The 18,146-nt window shown below is 67.6% G+C and carries 18 protein-coding genes and 3 pseudogenes; 12 read left to right on the top strand and 9 right to left on the bottom strand.

Annotated features, from left to right (window positions below):
* Positions 1-32: 32 nt before the first annotated feature.
* Positions 33-340: pseudogene (locus BST14_RS24660) on the top strand (SulP family inorganic anion transporter); the annotation flags it as partial.
* Here the strand turns inward: BST14_RS24660 and BST14_RS24655 are convergent.
* From BST14_RS24655 to BST14_RS31620, 5 genes and pseudogenes are all read right to left on the bottom strand, one after another.
* Complete coding sequence (locus BST14_RS24655) at positions 288-1,172, bottom strand: SDR family oxidoreductase (RefSeq protein ID WP_083066945.1); 885 nt, start codon at positions 1,170-1,172, stop codon at positions 288-290. The pseudogene BST14_RS24660 and the gene BST14_RS24655 sit on opposite strands and share 53 nt — an antisense overlap.
* A 55-nt stretch (positions 1,173-1,227) precedes the next feature.
* Positions 1,228-2,532 carry a sodium/calcium exchanger protein gene (locus BST14_RS24650; protein WP_083066944.1) on the bottom strand — a complete coding sequence of 435 codons (1,305 nt, stop codon included), beginning with the start codon at positions 2,530-2,532 and terminating at the stop codon, positions 1,228-1,230.
* Between the two features lie 243 nt (positions 2,533-2,775).
* The gene (locus BST14_RS24645; RefSeq protein WP_083066943.1) at positions 2,776-3,594 is read right to left on the bottom strand and encodes an SDR family NAD(P)-dependent oxidoreductase; all 819 of its coding nucleotides are present in this window, start codon (positions 3,592-3,594) and stop codon (positions 2,776-2,778) included.
* A complete protein-coding gene (locus BST14_RS24640) occupies positions 3,595-4,008 on the bottom strand; it encodes a nuclear transport factor 2 family protein (protein WP_083066942.1) in 414 nt (137 codons plus the stop codon). It abuts the gene before it with no gap.
* Positions 4,005-4,384, bottom strand: a pseudogene (locus BST14_RS31620) (MDR/zinc-dependent alcohol dehydrogenase-like family protein); the annotation flags it as partial. The pseudogene BST14_RS31620 and the gene BST14_RS24640, both read right to left, overlap by 4 nt.
* A gap of 166 nt (positions 4,385-4,550) precedes the next feature.
* Here BST14_RS31620 and BST14_RS24630 point away from each other — a divergent pair.
* From BST14_RS24630 to BST14_RS24610, 5 genes are all read left to right on the top strand, one after another.
* Positions 4,551-5,477: a helix-turn-helix domain-containing protein gene (locus tag BST14_RS24630; RefSeq protein ID WP_245845689.1), complete on the top strand. Its 927-nt coding sequence runs from the start codon at positions 4,551-4,553 to the stop codon at positions 5,475-5,477.
* A gap of 7 nt (positions 5,478-5,484) precedes the next feature.
* A complete protein-coding gene (locus tag BST14_RS24625; protein WP_083066941.1) occupies positions 5,485-6,873 on the top strand; it encodes an MmgE/PrpD family protein in 1,389 nt (462 codons plus the stop codon).
* A 53-nt stretch (positions 6,874-6,926) separates the two neighbouring features.
* Positions 6,927-7,691 carry a DUF2127 domain-containing protein gene (locus BST14_RS24620; protein WP_083066948.1) on the top strand — a complete coding sequence of 255 codons (765 nt, stop codon included), beginning with the start codon at positions 6,927-6,929 and terminating at the stop codon, positions 7,689-7,691.
* A gap of 81 nt (positions 7,692-7,772) precedes the next feature.
* Positions 7,773-8,618, top strand: coding sequence for an SDR family oxidoreductase (locus BST14_RS24615; RefSeq protein ID WP_083066940.1), 846 nt, complete (start codon positions 7,773-7,775; stop codon positions 8,616-8,618).
* A gap of 347 nt (positions 8,619-8,965) precedes the next feature.
* On the top strand, positions 8,966-9,577 hold the full coding sequence (locus BST14_RS24610) for a class I SAM-dependent methyltransferase (protein WP_083066939.1): 612 nt from the start codon (positions 8,966-8,968) through the stop codon (positions 9,575-9,577).
* On the opposite strand, the gene BST14_RS24605 is transcribed toward BST14_RS24610, so the two are convergent.
* Entirely contained in the window at positions 9,512-10,102 is a 591-nt protein-coding gene (locus tag BST14_RS24605) for a CGNR zinc finger domain-containing protein (RefSeq protein WP_083066947.1), read from the bottom strand. The two genes, BST14_RS24610 and BST14_RS24605, sit on opposite strands and share 66 nt — an antisense overlap.
* A gap of 148 nt (positions 10,103-10,250) precedes the next feature.
* Between BST14_RS24605 and BST14_RS24600 the strand changes: the two genes are divergently transcribed.
* Both BST14_RS24600 and BST14_RS24595 read left to right on the top strand, forming a co-directional pair.
* Positions 10,251-10,946, top strand: a complete 696-nt coding sequence (locus tag BST14_RS24600) for an SDR family oxidoreductase (RefSeq protein ID WP_083066938.1) — start codon at positions 10,251-10,253, stop codon at positions 10,944-10,946.
* Between the two features lie 71 nt (positions 10,947-11,017).
* Complete coding sequence (locus BST14_RS24595) at positions 11,018-11,470, top strand: SRPBCC family protein (RefSeq protein WP_083066937.1); 453 nt, start codon at positions 11,018-11,020, stop codon at positions 11,468-11,470.
* Between the two features lie 34 nt (positions 11,471-11,504).
* Here BST14_RS24595 and BST14_RS24590 read toward each other — a convergent pair whose 3' ends face one another.
* From BST14_RS24590 to BST14_RS24580, 3 genes are all read right to left on the bottom strand, one after another.
* Positions 11,505-12,251 carry a methyltransferase domain-containing protein gene (locus tag BST14_RS24590; protein WP_083066936.1) on the bottom strand — a complete coding sequence of 249 codons (747 nt, stop codon included), beginning with the start codon at positions 12,249-12,251 and terminating at the stop codon, positions 11,505-11,507.
* Between the two features lie 136 nt (positions 12,252-12,387).
* A complete protein-coding gene (lipJ, locus tag BST14_RS24585; RefSeq protein WP_083066935.1) occupies positions 12,388-13,764 on the bottom strand; it encodes a bifunctional lipase/adenylate cyclase LipJ in 1,377 nt (458 codons plus the stop codon).
* A gap of 40 nt (positions 13,765-13,804) precedes the next feature.
* Positions 13,805-14,419 carry a TetR/AcrR family transcriptional regulator gene (locus BST14_RS24580; RefSeq protein WP_438502208.1) on the bottom strand — a complete coding sequence of 205 codons (615 nt, stop codon included), beginning with the start codon at positions 14,417-14,419 and terminating at the stop codon, positions 13,805-13,807.
* Between the two features lie 174 nt (positions 14,420-14,593).
* Here BST14_RS24580 and BST14_RS24575 point away from each other — a divergent pair, with 174 nt between their 5' ends.
* From BST14_RS24575 to BST14_RS24560, 4 genes and pseudogenes are all read left to right on the top strand, one after another.
* Positions 14,594-15,553, top strand: coding sequence for an oxygenase MpaB family protein (locus BST14_RS24575; protein ID WP_083066934.1), 960 nt, complete (start codon positions 14,594-14,596; stop codon positions 15,551-15,553).
* Between the two features lie 162 nt (positions 15,554-15,715).
* A complete protein-coding gene (locus BST14_RS24570) occupies positions 15,716-16,498 on the top strand; it encodes an SDR family oxidoreductase (protein ID WP_083066933.1) in 783 nt (260 codons plus the stop codon).
* 118 nt (positions 16,499-16,616) lie between these two features.
* The gene (locus BST14_RS24565; RefSeq protein WP_083066932.1) at positions 16,617-17,711 is read left to right on the top strand and encodes an acyl-CoA synthetase family protein; all 1,095 of its coding nucleotides are present in this window, start codon (positions 16,617-16,619) and stop codon (positions 17,709-17,711) included.
* A gap of 2 nt (positions 17,712-17,713) precedes the next feature.
* A pseudogene (locus BST14_RS24560) lies at positions 17,714-18,146 on the top strand (aldehyde dehydrogenase family protein); the annotation flags it as partial.

Raw genomic sequence — 18,146 nt, 5'->3', positions numbered from 1 at the left:
GCAACAGGATCGCCATTTGATCTGAGGCACCGCAGGTCAGACGCCCGCACCTGCCTCAGATAGAACGACAACGGACAACTTCCTGCGTGAGGTGACCGAGCGCGGGGTCACCGTCCTGCTGGCCGGGGTGCGCGACGATACGCTCGGCGTCTTGAACAACGTAGGCTTTAAGAGCTGGTTCCCGGCCGAGCAGGTCTTCCCCGAAGAGGACGAGGAATTCTCGGCCACCCTCAAGGCGGTGCGCTACGCCCACAACAGGCTGGCGGGACGCAAAATCAACGAACCCTCTACCGGCGCAACCGAACTCGCCCCGCACGCGGAGCTGTACTACCTGGTCTAGTGTCGGCGGCCACCCTGGCTCGTTCGGTCATCGAGGCGATGACCCCCCCGTCGTTGAGGATGTCGGTGCCCGTGAGATATCCGGCCTTGTCGCTGGCGCAGAAGGCAAGAAGCTCGGCCATTTCCTCCGGCTTACCCCACCGCGGGACCGCCGCGTCGGCAACCATCGCGCCGGCGCCTGCCTGCTCCTCGAGCCTGCCCATCTCGGTGTCGATGGAACCCGGTGACACCGAGACGATGCGCAGCCCGCGGGCGTTGAAGCGCTCCGCCTGCGACTGGCTGTACCACTTCACGAAGCTCTTGCTGATGGCGTATGCCAGGCCGGAACGCGCGTCTTCGGGAGCGATCTCGCACGCCGCCAGCATGGCCGTCATGAAGGCGTCCCCGTCATCCAGCGCTCGCGGAAAGTGGTTCGCCGGAACGATTTCCGCGGGCAACATGTGCGCAGCCATCGATGCCACGTTGACGATCACGGCGCCCTGCTCGGCTACCGCGAAGAACTCCTCGTCGACGTTGACGGTGCCCAGGGCGTTGGTCCGCATGACATAGTCGGCGGCACCCATGCTGGGGCTCACCCCCGCGGTGTGGATGACCGAGACCAATGCACCGAGACCGCCGGCCGTTTTCAGCAGATCTGCGACCGCCTGCCGTTCGGTGACATCACAATTGACGACCGTGGGGGTGATCCCGAGGTCCTGCAGCGTCGTGGCCGCGGCGGTGAGGCGGTCCTGCCTGACGTCACACAGCACCACGGTGTGGTCGCGGCCGACGATTTTCGCCGTGGCCTGCCCCATGCCCCCCGCCCCGCCAGTGATCACCGACACTCGACTCATGATCCGACGGTATACGCCGGGTGATCGCGAGCCCGGGCCCGGGGCAGGTCGGCGGCTAGAGGGGGCGAGCGGAACCCTCGACGTCGAGGTGGGGGTGACCGCTGTGCCGGATGGCCTTGCCGAAGAACGGTGCGGTGAGCGTGCCGGCCAGATGGCGGCGATTGACGATGAGCGCGGCGATGCCCACCGTGGCATAGACACCGCAGAGCAGCAGCCGCCCCTGCGTCGAGAAGATCGGGAACTGGACGACGAACAGGCCGAGCAGTGTGCACGCGGCGGCCCGGTGGAACCGCAGCGCCAGGATCAGCGCCACGCCCATCATCGTCTGCGTCGCGGTGAGCAGCACTTCCTCCACCTGGCGGGGGTCGAGTTGCAGGGCGAACCCGCCGCCGCCCAGCAGATGGGCGATCGGCAACGACCCGATCAGCAGGGTCCACTGGTTGACCTTGGAGGAGATCAGCGTGGCGATGGCCGCCGTGCCCTTGCCGCGGGTGGCGAAGATGATCGCGATGATGAATTCCGGCGCCTCGGAGGCCAGCGGGGCCAGCCACTGCACCAACAGGAAGCGGTTGATGCCGAGTTCGGTACCCGCGGCAACAAGGTTGTCGGCAAAGGGCTTGGCACACAGCAGGATTATCCCGCCCGACACCAAGAAGAGGCCTATCACGGCGGCGCGTCGACGACCGTCAGCCAGGTCCCCCAGAGCGGCCGCGGTGCCGATCAGATCGGGCTCTTCGACACTGCCGTGACTGACCTTGTAGAGGTAGAACCCGAACCAGGCCAGCAACGCCAGCCCCAGCCCGAGATGGATCTGGCCGCTCACCGGGATGACGAACGCGATCACGCCGGCGATCGACAGGAAGCCGAGTTCGACGCGGTTTGCTGGCTCGAGCGTCAAACCGGTGAACTTGTCCGACCCGGACTTGCGAGCGACCAAGATGCTGACCAGCACCACGACGGGCCAACCCAGCCCCATCAGCAGCCGGTTGGACCCGGTCATGTTGGCCGCGGCGTATTGCGTGTATTCCGCGTTGTGGCCGGACACGAATGCGTAGTAGAGGTCGACGGCGTATTCGGGCAGCACCGCGATCAAGGCGAGTAGCGCCGTCGCGAGTCCCCCGGAGACGTCGATCTGGGCCGCTTCGGCCGCCCACGCCAGCAAAAAGCTGGCCGAAACCACCGCGGCTCCGAAGACCAGCAGAGCGGGCACGGCGCCGGTATGTAGGCCGGCGACGCGGACGACCACGGCCGGCACGACGAACGCGCCGGTGATCAGTCCAGAACGGGTCAGGGTGCGGCGCCGCCAGCTAGCCGTCGGCGAGACGGTGGCCGTGGGCCGGTCTATGGCGAGCATCGTCATCCTTCGCGGGGGGTGGCGATCGGGTGGCCACGTCGGCGCGGTGGCCGTGGTGAACCGGTTACCCAACGTACCCCCGGCCGGCAGGGCCAGCAACGCGGCGGGTCTACGAAAGCAACGCCGCTCCCTAGCCCATATTTGCTGTACAGGGCTCCGCAGACGAGAAAGTTAGGCAGCCCTGATTTGGAACTTTGGCAAACCTCGCGATCACCCCGTGCGGTACCCAGCGAACGGCTGGGTTCCTCGTTAGGCCTCCGGCCCCATGGCCGCGGCGGCCGCCTGCGCGAAGAGCTCGACGGCTCGATTGCGGCTCACCGACGCCAGCACCTGTGCGGCGGCACGCATGGTGTCGCCCACCATCAGGGTCGGGCCGTTGCCCAGGTTCTCGAACGCCTCGGCGACCACGCCGGACACGTCCGCCGCGTCCGATGGCACCTCGTCGGGCGAGCCGATCTGGCCGCGGCTGTATTCGAGTAAGCGCAGCGCCGGGGTATTGGTTTTGCCCAGGATGAGGCCCAGGACGTCGACGCCCTTGTCGTGCAGTTCGGCCCACAACGCCTCGGCGAATACCATGTCGAAGGCCTTGGAGGCGCCGTAGGCGACCATGTTGGGTCCGCCGGCCAGCCCCGCACCGGAACCGAAGATGACGATGCCACCGCGGCCTCGCGCCACCATCGGTGGGGCGAAGTGGTGACACAGCTGCATGGGGACCACGCAGTTGCGTCGCACCATCGCTTCGGCGGCTTCGATCGAAGTGGCAAGGAAGGGCTTGAAATTCGGGTCGGCGCCGGCGCAATACACCAGCATGCCGATCTCCAGGTCAGCGGTTGCCGCGGCGATCGCCGCCGCCGCCCGAGGCTGCGCCAGATCGATTGCAACGGTGCGGGTTTGCGCCGATGTCCCGGCTTCGATCTCGGCCGCGACCCTGTCCAGAACGGCTTGTCGCCGGGCCAGCAGAATGACGTTGACACCGCGCGAGGCGAGCTCTTCGGCGAACGCCGCACCGACGCCGTCGGACGCTCCGGCCACCAGCGCCCACGGCCCGTATGTCGTCGCGAACGTCATCTAGCCACCCCCGACCGTCGTGATGCGGACTTGGGTGTAGCGGCGGCGGGCGATGCGCCATCCCGCCGGGGTGCGCACTATGTCGTCGTCGTAGAAACCGATCGCGTTGACGCCAGAACTGTTGTCGCCGGCCATGATCAAGCCATCGATATACGTGCGCGCGGTGGCAGTGTCGCCGTGCAGCGTGATGGCCTGGTTGGTCAGGCGGTGCAGCGTGTGGCCCGCCAGGGCGTGCACCTGCTCCATGAAGTCGGCCACGGCATCGAGCCCGCTCCACGTGCCGATCTGACCGTAGTCGAGTTGGCAGTCGTCGGTGAACACGGTGCGAAACAACGGCCAGTCGCGCCGGTCGATCCCCGTCGCATAGCGCACCAGCAGGTCGGAGATGTCTTGCCGGTCATCACGTTCGCTCACGGGATATCTCCATTCGGATGCACGACGATTCGCCGGCGGACCCTCGGACCTGCGGGCTCGATCGAGGGCGTCGGGCACTTCGTCGAGGCCGATGATGTTGCCCACGCTCGGCAGCGGGTCCAACCGGCCCGCCACGATGGCGTCGGGCGTGCCGTACAGTCCTGCGGGTGCGGCCCGCCGCCGAACTGGATGGTGACGCCCTGACGGGTGGCGGTGAGGATGTCCAGGGCGTCGCCGGTGTACCAGCCGCCCGCACAGTAGATGCGGCTAGCTCGGCGGATTCGACGAGCCGCTGAATCAGTCCGGACGCGCCCACGCATTCGAATACGACTGCAGGCCCGGGCAATCCACGTTGCGCGCCAACGTCGTTGAACGCCGGCGTCTGCCGGACCTGTAGCCGACCGTCTCGCAACACGACAGCGCGCAATACGCTAACTTTCTCGAATAATCGATTTAGAATCTCGACTGTTCGCCCAACTGTAGAAACGCGGCCGTAAAGGAGTCAAGCGATTCGCGGCTCGACGTCAGCGCCGACCGCCCGAGTGCTCGATGTCGTCGAGCTGCTGGCGCGGTCTCCCAGCGCGCGGCTGCGCTTCTCCGACGTGGTCCGCGAACTGGATCTCACCCAGGCGACCGCGCACGCGATCCTGAAGACGTTGTGCGACCGCGGGTGGGCCAGTCGAGATCCGGTCACGAAAACCTTCGCCCTCGGACCGGCACTCGCCGTGGTGGCGGCGCGCACGGACACGGCCCGGCCGCTCGCCCATGCGGCGCGGTCCGCGGCGCTGCGACTCTCCCGCGAGGTCGGCTACGCCTGCTCGGTGGTCGAGAAGTTCGGTGATTCCTTGGTGGTCACCGCCTTTGAGGGCGAACCCGCCACGCAGCCGTCGGGGATACCGGGTGACCGGATTCCCTACGCGCCGCCGTTCGGCGTCGCGATGGCGGCGTGGGACACCGTGGAGGAGCAACGCGCGTGGATCCGGCGCGGCGCGGGGGACAATCTCGAACGCGCCCAGCGCCTCGAACAGGTGTTGGCGCACACCCGCGAGCGGGGGTTCGACGTCGATTGGACAACGCCGGCGCTCGCGCAGGCGGTGCAGGTGGTCGGCACGTTGGACAGCAGCGAGATGCCGACTCCGGTGCGCCGCATCATGGACCAGCTGCTAATCGAGTTCACCACCATCGGGTTCCTCTCCGACGACAACCCCGGCCGTCGGAAACAACCAGTCGTGACGATTGCCGCACCGGTTTTCGACGAGCGGGGCCGCGTCGCCCTCATGGTGGCCGCACACCCGCTGTGCGCGTTGAGCGCGCGACAGATTCGAGAGATCGGGAAACATCTGACCGACGAGACGACCGCGCTCAGCGAATCGCGCCCGGCCCACTCATCAGATGGATCGTGGGCGGCGCCTCAGCGCGCATTTTCATCCGATGGTGAAGAGCGAGAGGCGAAAACTGGTGGCACATAACCACATTGTGGACGAGCTGGCGGATTTCGTCGTCGGTGCCCAGCCGGAGGACCTGACGGGGCAACCGGGCGCACTGTTGAAGCGCAACCTGCTCGACAGCATCGCGTGCGCCGTCGGCGCCCTGGACGGCGAGCTCATCCCGACGATCCGTGACCACACCGCCCAGTTCGGCGGCGCCCCGACGGCCACCCTGGTCGGCGGCGGCCGCGCATCGGTGGACCAGGCCGCCTTCTTCAACGCGGTGCTGGTGCGCTACCCCGATCTGCTCGACACCTATCTGACGGTGGGCGGGCTCTGCCATCCCGCCGACAACGTCGGTGCCGTGCTGGCCGTGGCCGAGCACACCGGCGCCGGCGGATCCGACTTTCTGCTCGCGCTGGCGGTCGCCTATGAGATCCAATGCCGGTTCAGCGCACAGGTTCCCGTGATGGCCCGGGGACTCAACCACGCGCTGCAGCTGGCGATGTCGGTTGCGGCGGGCAGCGCGAAGCTGCTGGGACTGAACGCAGAGCAAACCGCCAACGCCATCGCCGCCGCGGCGGCCGACAACGTGTCACTGGCGACCGTGCACGCCGAACCGGTTTCGATTTGGAAGGGCATCTCGCCGGCCATCACCGGGATGCGCGCCGTGTATACGACGATGCTGGCCGCGCGCGGCATCACCGGACCCAAGTCGCTCTTCGAAGGCCCGCACGGGTTGGTGCAGCTGTTCGATCAGCCCATCGATCTGCACACCGCCGACCGTGACCTCACCTGTGTCGAGCAGACCTACCTGAAGCAATATTGCTCGCTGATCCACGGTCAGGTCGTCATCGATGCGATCCTGGCCGTGCGCGATGCGCACGGTCTGCGCGGCGCGGATGTCGCGCGGGTGGTCCTCGAGGTATTCCAGGGCGCCTACGACTTCGCGGGTGGGGGAGCCTACGGCGATAAGGAACACCCGATCACCAAGGAGCAGGCCGATTACAATCTCAAATACCTTACCGCGGTCGCCCTCCTTGACGGCGGCGTAGGCCCCGAACAGCTTGAGAACGCACGGGTTTCGCGAAGCGACGTCACCGACCTGTTGTCCCGGGTGGAGGTCAGGCCGGCCGCCGACCTAACCGCGGACTATCCGCGACGTACGGCGGCGCGTGTGCACGTGATCACGAACGACGGGCGGGAATTGCGCCGCGAGCAGTCGGATTATGAAGGATCCCCCACCCGCCCGATGTCCTGGGAACGCGTGGTGGACAAGTTCAGCTGGCTCGCCGAACCGTTCTGCGATGAGCCGCTACGCGACTCCATCGTCGCGGCGGTGGCCCGGATCGACGAGATCGAGGTCGCTGAACTCACCGGGCTGCTCGGGTCGGTGCTTCCCACGCCGCGGTGCGCGCGCAGCAGGCCCCGCTTCTGACGCATCCGCGCGCCCCCTTGCGTGGCCGGCCGCGCGCCATGAATGATCCGGCCATGGGTAAAGATCACGGCCGCAACCGCTGGGAGCTGGTCACCTGCGCGGTTGCCGGTCACGTCACCTATGCGCCCGACGAGGAGTCCCTGGCCGACCGGCTGAGCGGGCGCACCGGGCAGGGTGAGGTGTGGCGCTGCCTGCGGTGCGGGGAATTCACCGTCGGCGAGCCAAACGGGCGTGGTCGCGCCGAAGACGCACCGATGATCATGCGCGGCAAGGCTTTACGACAGGCCATCATCATCCGCATCTTGGCGGTCGAACGCCTGTTGCGGGCGCTGGTGATCGCGTTGGCCGCCTATGCGGTGTGGAAGTTCCGCGGAGCGCGCGGTGCCATCCAGGCAACCCTCGATCGCGACCTGCCCATCTTTCGCGCCGCCGGGTTCAAGGTCGATCAGATGACCATCGTGCACGAACTGGAAAAGGCGCTGGCGGCCAAGCCGTCCACCCTGACGCTGCTGACCCTGATGCTGGCCGGTTACGCGCTGCTCGAGGTGGTCGAAGGGGTGGGCCTGTGGCTGCTGAAACGCTGGGGCGAATACTTCGCGGTGATAGCCACCTCGGTCTTCCTGCCGCTCGAGATCCACGACCTGGCCAAGGGCATCACGATGACCCGGTTGGTGACCTTCACCATCAACGTCGCCGCGGTGATCTACCTACTGGTCTCGAAACGGCTGTTCGGGTTGCGGGGCGGCCGTAGGGCCTACGACGAGGAACGACGCGGTGAGCAGTTGCTCGACGTCGAACGGGCGGCGGCCGGAAACTGAACGCACCGACGGTACGCCGGTGGCCGGTTGGGCTCGATAAACACGCTGTCGGCCTCGACGGCGATTTGGAACGGAGAGTCAATGGGGATCTATGCGGTAACCGGGTCGGCTTCCGGGATGGGCCGCGAGACGGCGCGGCGAATTCGGGACAACGGGCACACCGTCATCGGCGTCGACATCAAGGATGCCGACGTCGTGGCCGACCTAGCGACGCCGCACGGGCGCGCAGAGGCCGCCGAGCGCGTCCTGGTGGCCTCGGCCAACAGGCTTGACGGCGCCGTGCTGGCCGCCGGGCTGGGCCCCGGCCCCGGCCGGGATCGCGTCCGCCAGATCGGCGCGGTCAACTACTTCGGGGTAGTGGAGCTGCTCGCCGCCTGGCGCCCGGCGCTGGCCGCCGCCGAGCGCGCGAAGGTTGTTGTCGTGGCCAGCAATTCGGCGACGACGATGCCCGGGGTGCCGCGCCGGGCCGTCAACGCGCTGCTCGCCCACGATGCCGACAAGGCGTTGCGAGCGGTGCGGCTACTGGGCCCGGCGGCGCCGACCATGATGTATGGCGCCACGAAGATCGCCCTGAGCCGCTGGGTGCGACGACACGCGGTGTCACCGGAGTGGGCCGGGGCGGGCGTGCGGCTGAATGCCCTGGCACCCGGCGCGATCATGACACCGCTTCTGCAAGAACAGCTTTCGGATCCCAGGCAGGCCAAGGCCGTCCGGTCGTTTCCCGTCCCGGTCGGGGGCTTCGGTGACGTGGGGCACTTGGCCGACTGGATGTGCTTCATGCTGTCGGACGCCGCCGATTTCCTCTGCGGCAGTGTAGTGTTCGTGGACGGCGGTACCGACGCGTATTTTCGACCCGATGACTGGCCCAAGGCTGTGCCCGCACATCGATTGCCCGGGTATCTGCGCCGGTTCAAGAGTTTTCATTGAGCAACTGTTGCGTGTCTTTTTTCACCCCCCGCGTGTGCCGTAGACCACAAAACGGCTTTTCGTGGCGTTTACCGCGGCGCGGCGCCCCCGTAAAACGGCCGCGGTGCAATTGAATGAGTCGGCGCACAGGCCGAAAGAACAAAGGAAACCGACTGTGGCCACACTTCCAGCCTGGGTCAGCCAGGCTCCCGCGACTTTCGACCTGGTCGCGCCCCTGAAGGCGCGCGCATCCGGCGCGTGGCACGCGATGCGCAAAAGCACCCGACGGCCGGCCGCCGTGGGCCCGCGGTTGATGTCCCGGGGCGCCGAACGCTGTTGACGGCCCGGTCGGGCAGACTGGGTCGGCGGTGGAGGACTACGCGAAGCACCAGGACTACTGGAACCACAACAGCGCCTATCACTCGTGGCTGGTCGGCATCGCCTCGGGACACCGCGGCGACGTTTTGGACGTCGGATGCGGGGAAGGGCTGCTGGCTCAGCGGTTAGCCGCGGTGTCGCGCAGCGTCGTCGGGATCGATGCGGATCCGACATCGGTGAGGCGCGCGGCGCAGCGATTGCAGCCGATCGCGAACGCCTCGGCGCAACTGCGGCGCTTTGAGGATCTCGAGCTGGGCGAGGCTTCCTTCGACCTCATCACTTTCGTCGCCAGCCTGCATCATCTGCCGCTGCGCGACACCTTGCAAAAGGCGCGTCAACTGCTGCGGCCCGCTGGGCAATTGGCTGTCGTGGGATTGTCCGCCAACAAAAGCGCTGCCGACTGGCTGTGGGCCGGCCTCAGCACGCCCGCCGCGCGCGTCGGATCGTTGCTGCATCGGGAAACCCGAGACATCGGCGTTGCGGTGGCCGACCCCCGCGAGGGCCTCGCCGAGATCCGGCGGGCGGCCGCCGACGTGCTACCGGGAGCTCGCGTCCGGCGGGGTCTTTACTACCGCTACCGACTGCTCTGGCGTAACGCCTGATTGGCGCGCGCGATCGCGTTCGCGTCGGCGTGCCCTGGAGGCGCGCAGATTGACGGCGTTGCCGCACGTCTTGACGTCATGCCAGACCCCGCTGTTGTTTTTCGAGCGGTCGTAGAACGTCGAGCCACACCGGTGGTTATGACAGCGCTTGATCCGCCGCCAGGTCCCGGCTTGCTGGCTCAACAGGATCTCATTCCACAGCGCCGACGCCAGCCAACGCCAACCGCTGCCATGAGGATCCAGCCGCACCCGGCCGGCATCGGACACCGCGAAGGATGCAGCGACACCGTCGACGCCACGAGACCTCGGTGGTTCGCCCGCCACCAGTTGCTCGATGGTGGCCCGGACTGCGCGCAGCTTGGCCAGGTCCTCGTCGCCCAGCCGGGGTGGCGACGGGTCCGCGCCACGTACGGACGACCACGCCCGCACCGCGGCGGCCACCCAGTCGCCGGCGAGCCCCGGATCGGCCAGCAGGTCCGGCCCGTAGCCGTCGATGGCCCTCGTGTTGAGGAAGTCCTGGACCAGGCCCAGGCCGCCGGGAGCCCCCGCGCAGCCGTATCGCTGTGACGCAACCCACGGTGAAGACATAACCAAACAATACTTGGCTATGTCGATCCGATCAACTACTGTGACGTAAGCAAAGAGTGTTTGCCTCAGTCAAAGGAGCAAGTTCATGGTCAACATCAACGGGTCGACGGTAGTGGTCACCGGTGGGCAGCGCGGTCTCGGCAAGGCCATCGTGGCCGAGTTGCTGGACCGGGGCGCGGCGAAGGTCTACGCCACGGCCCGGGCACCGAAGCCCAGCCAGGACCCCCGCGTGGTCAGCGTCGAATTGGACGTCACCAATTCGGAATCGGTCGTCGCGCTTGCCTCTCGGGCCGCGGACGCCGACATCGTCATCAACAATGCCGGAGTTCTCGGCGCCCGGACGCTGCTCGACAGCGACATCGACGAGGTGCGAGCGGTCTTCGAGACCAACTACTTCGGCGCGCTGCGCGTGGCCAAGGTGTTCGCGCCGATCCTGGCCGATAACGGGGGCGGTGCACTGGTCGACATCGCCTCGATCCTGTCCTGGATGCCCGGATCCGGCGGGTATGGCGACTCCAAGGCCGCACTGTGGTCGACGACGAACTCGCTGCGCATCGAACTCGAAAAGCAGGGCACCCTGGTCGTCGCCGCGCACCTCAGCTTCACCGACACCGACATGGCCGCCGGCTTCGACGCACCCAAGAACGACCCGCGCCAGGTGGCACGGGCGATCGTCGACGGCATCGAGCGGGACGACACGGAGGTGTTGGCCGACGACGACACCCGCTACGTCAAGGCGGCGCTGTCCGGACCCATCGAGGCGCTGCCCCGGATGGGGTGAACCGCCTACTTCGAAGACCGGGGCGCAAAGTCACCGGCGCGCCGCACGACCGCACGTGTTTGGATAGCGATATGTCCGATACCGAACGCATCGTGAGCGCCACCCGCGTGATGTCGGCCAACGCGGCCCGGATCTTCGAACTGATCGCCGATCCGTCCCGGCAGCCGAGCTGGGACGGCAACGACAATCTGGCGTCGTCTGCATCCGGTCAGCGTGTCCATCGAGTGGGTGACGTGTTCAAGACGACGTTGACCAATGGCGCGGTGCGGGAGAATCACGTGACCGAGTTCGTCGAGGGCAGTGTGATCGCTTGGCGCCCAGCCGAACCCGGTAAACAGCCGCCAGGCCATCTGTGGCGATGGGAGCTCAGCCCGGTCAACGCCGAACTCACCACGGTGACCCACACCTACGACTGGACGGCGCTCACCGACCCCACCCGCCTCGAGAAAGCCCGGGCGACGACGGCCGACATGTTGCGGGAGTCGATGGACCGGCTCGCCGTGCTGGCGCAATCACCCGACTAAGACTGCGCACCCGCCATCGGCAACCCTCTGCGCGTCAGCCCAACTTGGCGCGCACCCACTGGAACGTCCCGAGGGTCTTCACCCGCACACTGGCAAAGCCGTTGTGTTCCAGCGCATCCCCGATTTCGTCATCGTCGAACGCGTGCGCCCCGACATTGGGCAGCATTCGCCAATACCGGGCCAGGCGCCCGGCGGTGGGCACCATGACGGCCAGCCTGCCGCCGGGGCGCAGCACACGCGCGATCTCGGCGAGGGCGGCCCCGGGATTGGGAACCAACTGCAGCACGGCGGTCGACACCGCCACGTCAATGGTGCTGTCGCGCAGCGGAAGTCGCTGTGCGTCGGCCTTGATGAAGCCGACCTGCGGCCCGGCCTCGTTGCGGACCGCGCGGGCCAGCATGGGCTCGGAGATGTCGATGCCGAGGGCCAGCCCCTGCGGACCGGCCGCACGGGCCAGCGACGCGGTGACGTTGCCCGGCCCCGATCCGACGTCCAGCGCGATACCGCCCTGCGGGACGTCCAACCATTCCAGCGGCAATTGCCATGCGCTGATCCAGCGCCGAGAAAGCGCTTGGGCGTTGTCGTAGAGCAGCGACCCGATCGGTGACGCCCACGCCGCCTGGATGGGACCGGTGTTCTGCTCGACGACGCCGCCGGCCGCCGTGCCGGCGCCGATCAGGTCGAGATAGCCCCGGCTCACGTCGGGATCGGCCGGCGGATCGATGAGCAGATCCAGGGCGCGCCGGAGGGCGGGAGGCAGTGAGGTGTGCACGTCGGTCATGCGTACTCCTTCGGTCAAATACCAAGCTGGACGCGAGAAATCGAACGGAAGGCCGGGCTCTTCGGCTCCGGTAAGCCCCCGTGCGCAGCCTACGCCGGGGGACCCGGCGCTTCGACCGCTGCGAGTTGCGGTCCGGTTACCGCCGGACGCCGGCGTGCTCTCGAACTAGGGCGTACAGCCGCCAAGCACCGGGCACGCCCTTGAGCGGGGTCTCGCCGCGGTCGCCGAACCTGTGCCGTGAGCCGGTCACGATGTCGCGCAGCGTGGACGACACCAGCACCTCGCTGGGCCCCGCGAGCGCGGCCACCCGCGCGCCGATGTGGACGGCCATGCCCGCGACGTCCGCGCCGCGCACCTCGACCTCGCCGGCGTGAATGCCGACCCGCACCTCGATGCCCAGGACATGAACGGCGTCCACGATGGCGTCGGCACAGGCGATCGCCGCGCTCGGGCTGCTGAACGTCGCGACGAATCCGTCTCCGGCCGTGTTGACTTCGCGACCTCCGAACCGCTGCAGTTCGTGACGCACGATCCTGTCGTGGTTGTCCAGCAGGTCCCGCCAGCGGTAATCACCGAGCGCGGCGGCGCGTTCGGTGGAGCCGACGATGTCGGTGAACGCGATGGTGGTGAGCAGCCGCTCGACCTCGGAGCCGCCACGGACTCCGGTGATGAACTCTTCGATCTCGTCCAGCATGGGGCCGGTGTCGCCGACCCAGTACAGGGCGTCGGATCCGGGCAGTTCGACGAGACGCGATCCGGCGATGCGCTCGGCGAGGTAGTGCGCATGCTCGACGGGGCTGAAGTCGGGGTTGTCGCGATGGACGATCAGCGTCGGCACGGCGATGCGTGGCAGCCTGTCGCGGACGTCGCCCTCCCGGACCTTGTTGATGAACGCGCGGGCCATGCTGGGTGACGCGGCCCGGTTACCGGCCATGTCCCACCACGAGCGGAATGCCTCGTCGTGGGCGACGCTGGGGGCGATGATGCCCAGCATGTCGAAACCCTGCTCGACGGCGTCCGGCTCCATCCCGACCGAGGTGAACCGGTCGGCGGCGTCGAGTTCGGCGCCAATGGGGTAGTCGGGACCCCGCAGCGTGCGCGCCGCGCCGTTGGCTATGACAAGGCTGTTCACTCGATCGGAGTGGTCGGCCGCCAAAACCACACCGGCCAGCGAGGTGAAACCCGGGGCGAAGATCGTGGCCTTCTCGCAACCGACCGCGTTCATCACGGCGAGCGCATCCTGCGCCCACGATTCCGGGCCGAGCATGTCCAGCGAGGGAACCCGGGAGGACAGGCCGATGCCGCGCTGATCGAAGCGGGTCACCCGGCAGAACGACGCGAGCCGGCGATGAAAGCGGTACATCGAGGGCTCGAGGTCGACGCAGTCGATCGGGATCAGCGGGCCCGGCAGCACGAGCAGGTCCATCGGGCCATCGCCGAAGACCTGATAGGCGATGTCGATCTCGCCGCAACTGGCGTACCGAGTCCGCGGAGCCGCAGAACTCCCAGCCACGGAATAAGGCTAGTTCAGGCCGCCGACAAGTCGAGGCCCATTACCCCGACCGCTCGCGGCTGATGATCGGAACCAGATAGCGCCCGGCGTAGTCGCGAACCGCCGCCGGATCGGCCGTGTCGAGCCGATCGGTAGGGAAGACGATGATCCCCAGGGCGACACGAAGCAGGATGTCGGCGATGTTGTTCAGGTCGGCGTCGGCCAGGTCGGCGCCGCAACGCCGCAGGGTGTGGGCGATCCCGTCGGCGAACTGGCGAATCGGAAACGCCTGCGACCGGGAGAACATCCCGAACAGTTCGGGTTCGCTCTCGGCGATCCGCGAGTACAGCGCGGAGTCCTGCACCAGGCGGACCCCGAGCGCGAACGCCTCGACCACCGCCTGTTGCGGGTCGCAGCCCGTCGTCGCCTGGTCCAGCGTGCTGAAGAACAGTCCGGCCTCGCGCCGCACCACCTGGGCGAACAGATTCTCTTTCGTCGGGAAGCGACGGTAGATGGTGCTGCGGCTCACCCCGGCGCGGGCGGCGACGTCGTCGATATTGGCGCGACGCACGCCGTAGGTCTCGAACACGTGGCGCGCGGTGTCCAGGATGGTGCGATCGAGATCGCTCAGCGCCTCGGCGGTAGCAGAGCCCGTGGACTGCATGATTGGCGGCATCGTATCAACTCCTCGGCATGGTTCACGGCGGACTTTTCCGGCGCCGAGACCCGGAAAGTGCGACGGCGACGCGCGCTTGCTAACGTACAAAGCGACTGAAACAAAGATACGGTTTTGTATCAATGATTCATCTGGGTTGCGGCCGCGCAGCGCGGGTACGGCGAGGAGGTGGGCATGACAGCCCGGAACGACGAGTTGGCTACGGCAAGTGCGGGGTCGCGTTTCGACACCGGAGTCCGCGAGGCGATGCCGATGCCCGTCGATGACGCGATCGCCGACGCCGCCCCGCGGTTGGGGCCGGACTCGTTGATCTGGAAGTTCTACGGAGACATCCGGACTCAGCTCTTCGGGTTCCAGCGCACCGCCGGGGTGGAGAACTGCATCGAGCAGCTCGCCCAGGGCGTGCTGGATCACTCCGTCATCTTCAGCGACACGCTGGGCCGGGCCAAGCGGACCGCGCCCCCTCTGATGAATACCGTCTACTCCGACCAACCGCACGAGTGGGGCCGTAAGGTGCGGGACTTTCACAAGACGATCAAGGGCACCGTCAGCGACGGCTCGCGGTATCACGCGCTCAATCCGGAGTTGTTCTACTGGGCGCACGCCAGCTTCGTCGACCAGGTCATCTACAACACCGACATGTTCATCCGCAGGCTAAGCCACGCCGAGAAGGAGCAGATCTTCAACGAGGGCAAGCTCTGGTACGGCCTCTATGGTGTCAGCGACCGCGGGCAACCGCAGACCTACGACGACTTCCTGGCCTACTGGGACCAGATGCTCGACCGGTTCGTCCCGCACAAGACGGTGCTGTACGGCACCGGCTACATCCGCAAGGGCATCCCGGGCCCACGCCGGATTCCCAGGCCGGTGTGGAAAGTCCTCTCGGCTCCGCTGAACGCCTACACCCGGCTGGTCGTGGTCGGGACGCTGCCACCGCAGATGCGCGAGGTGTGCCGGCTGCGGTGGGATGCCAAGAAGGAGAAGCGCTTTGAGCGCGTCGCCGCGGCCATCCGCGCGCTCAACCCGCTGTTCAACCGGCTGCCCGTCCGGGTGCTCTACATGAGCTGGGCGGCCGCGGCGTGGGACCGCGCGGGCGTCGATCCGCGCCGGCTGCACAACCGCCCGGCCGCGTAACCGGGCGTGCGGCTGCGCCGCACCGCCGCGGCGACGTCCGTGACAGCGTCCCCACGGATAGGGCATCGTGGTTAGCCGGCTGCGCAATGGGGCATTCCGCTACGTCGGCTCGGTGGGCCGGTCGATCGAGCCGATGGCGGGGCGAGGCGAGGGAGAACCGCGATGCAGATGACGGGCAACACCGTGCTGGTCACCGGCGGTGGCAGCGGAATCGGCCGCGGTCTGGCCGAATCCTTCCACCGGTTGGGCAACCAGGTCATCATCGCCGGCCGGCGCAGCGACCGGTTGCGGGCCGTCGCAGAGGCCAACCCGGGCATGCAGACCCTGTCGCTGGACCAGGGTGACCCCGCCGACATCCGCCGGTTCGCGACCCAGCTGACCGACCACTACCCGGACCTCAACGTGGTGGTCAACAACGCCGGCATTCAGCGGGTCGAGGACCTCACCACCGGCAATGTCGGCCTGGCCGAGCAGTCGGTCGCCATCAACCTGCTGGGACCCCTCCGGCTCACCGCGGCCCTGCTGCCCGCGCTGCTGCGCAAGCCGCGCGCCACCATCCTCAACGTCACCTCCGGTCTGGCGTTCATGCCCAGCGCGCTCACCCCGAGCTACTGCGCCTCCAAGGCGGCGCTGCACTCCTACACCGAATCGCTGCGCTTCCAGCTGCGCGACACCTCGGTGCAGGTCATCGAGATCATTCCGCCGCAGGTGCAGACCGCGCTGCAGGGCGAGCGGGGATTCGATCCCCGGGCAATGCCGCTGCAGGACTACATCACCGAGACGATCGCTCTGCTGCAGACCCAGCCGCAGGCCAAGGAGATCGTGGTGGAGCGCGCCAAGATGTTCCGGTTCGCCGAGCGCGATGGCACCTACGACGACATCTACCCCCGCTTCAACGAGACGATCACCGCGATGTTCGGCAGCTCGGCGGGCGGTTCTCGCTGAACACCGCGTGCACGCAGATGAAACTCCCTGTGAAATAAGCGGATACGGCGATATGGCGGCGGGAGCGGGCGCCCGCCGTCCTTGGCGCAGCCGTCCTCGATGCGACAGTATCGAGGGCATGGCCGGAGTCGATTTCTCGCTGTTGGACGTCCCGCGGGCAGCACCCGTGGCGGACGCCGAGGCCTACTTGCGGGCGGCGATCGCCTGGCACTTCGGCGACGACACCGGTTCGCCGTTCTGGCTGCGGGCCGCCCGCACGTTGAACTTCAACCCGTTGACCGACGTCAACACCTTTGCCGATCTGCGGCTGTTCCCCAACCTGGTCAACGAATTGCGCAGTGTTCCGGCCGAAGACCTCATTCCGCGCGGTTACGGGGCCCGGCCACCGGTGCCCCAGATCTTCGAATCCGGTGGTACCACCGGCGCCCCGAAACGCACTGTGCAGCTGCCGGATTGGGTCGCGCAGGTCATCGAATGGCAAACCGAGGACTTCGCCGCGGGCGGCTTCCGGCGGGGCCAGGGCTTCCTGTGCCTGATGCCGAGCGGTCCGCATGGCGTCGGCTACTTCTCCCGGCAGGTGTCGCACCGGCTCGGCGCCACCTTTCACGCGATCGACATCGATCCCCGCTGGGTCAAAAAGCTCGCCGCGCGCGGCGCGGCGGCCGAGGTGGCCGCGTATGTCGATCACGTCGTCGAGCAGGCCGTCTTCGTGCTGCGGACGCAGGCCGTGGCCAACCTGCACACCACCCCACCGCTGCTGGAGGCGCTCGCCCGCAACGATCCAGTGGTCGATCTGATCAACGACAAGATCCGCTATCTGCTGCTCAGCGGGGCGCACGTGGACGCCGACACGCTCGACCTGCTGCGCGACATCTTTCCCGCGACCACCATCACCATGGCGTTCGGCAGCACCATGGTGCTGTCGCAGGCGGTCACCAGGACTGGCGACGACGGCTCCTTCGTCTTCGACCCGCGTACCCCGTATGTGGCGTTCTGGGTGGTCGATCCCGACACTTGGGAACGGGTGGCGTACGGGCAACCGGGTCAGGTGGTGATGCACCACATCAGCAAGGGCATGTTCATACCGAACAACCTGGAGCGCGACCTGGCGATCAGGATGCCCGGACCGGCGGGTGATCTCAGCGATTCGATTAGCGAGGTGCGGCCGGTGCCCACCTTCGAGGGCGAGGCCGTGATCGAAGGCGTGTACTGAGCGTGGCCGCTGAGAACGGTTGTGCCGCAGCCGGTTTGGTAGCCCTCGACGCGCTCGGTGCCGACGGCGAATACCGGACCCGCAGACGTGAACTCGTCAACACCACCGCCGGTGCCGCGGTTGCGGAGTTGAGTCTGGTCCCGCCGCTGTATGTGTCGCGCACGCTGGGCGCGCAGCGCAAGTCCGCACCGCTGCCGTTTGCCCGGCGCGCGGCCGCGCTGTCCCGGGCCGCCGGCATCTTCGCCGACGGCGTGATCGCGGGGCTGGATTTCGAGGCCTATGTGGCGCTGGCCGCCCGAATTTCGGGCATGCCGATCGCGATCACCCGGGCCGGGGCGCGGGGGGTGGCCGACGCGGCGGGCGACGCGGTCGACGCGGTGCGGCCGGCGCAACCGGTGGGCGCGACGCTGGAATGGCGCGGGGAGGGCACTCGGG

The organism is Mycobacterium arosiense ATCC BAA-1401 = DSM 45069 (assembly GCF_002086125.1).
Lineage (GTDB): Bacteria > Actinomycetota > Actinomycetes > Mycobacteriales > Mycobacteriaceae > Mycobacterium > Mycobacterium arosiense.
Note: the sequence above shows the minus strand (reverse complement) of the source record. Positions and strands in the feature narration are given on the sequence as shown.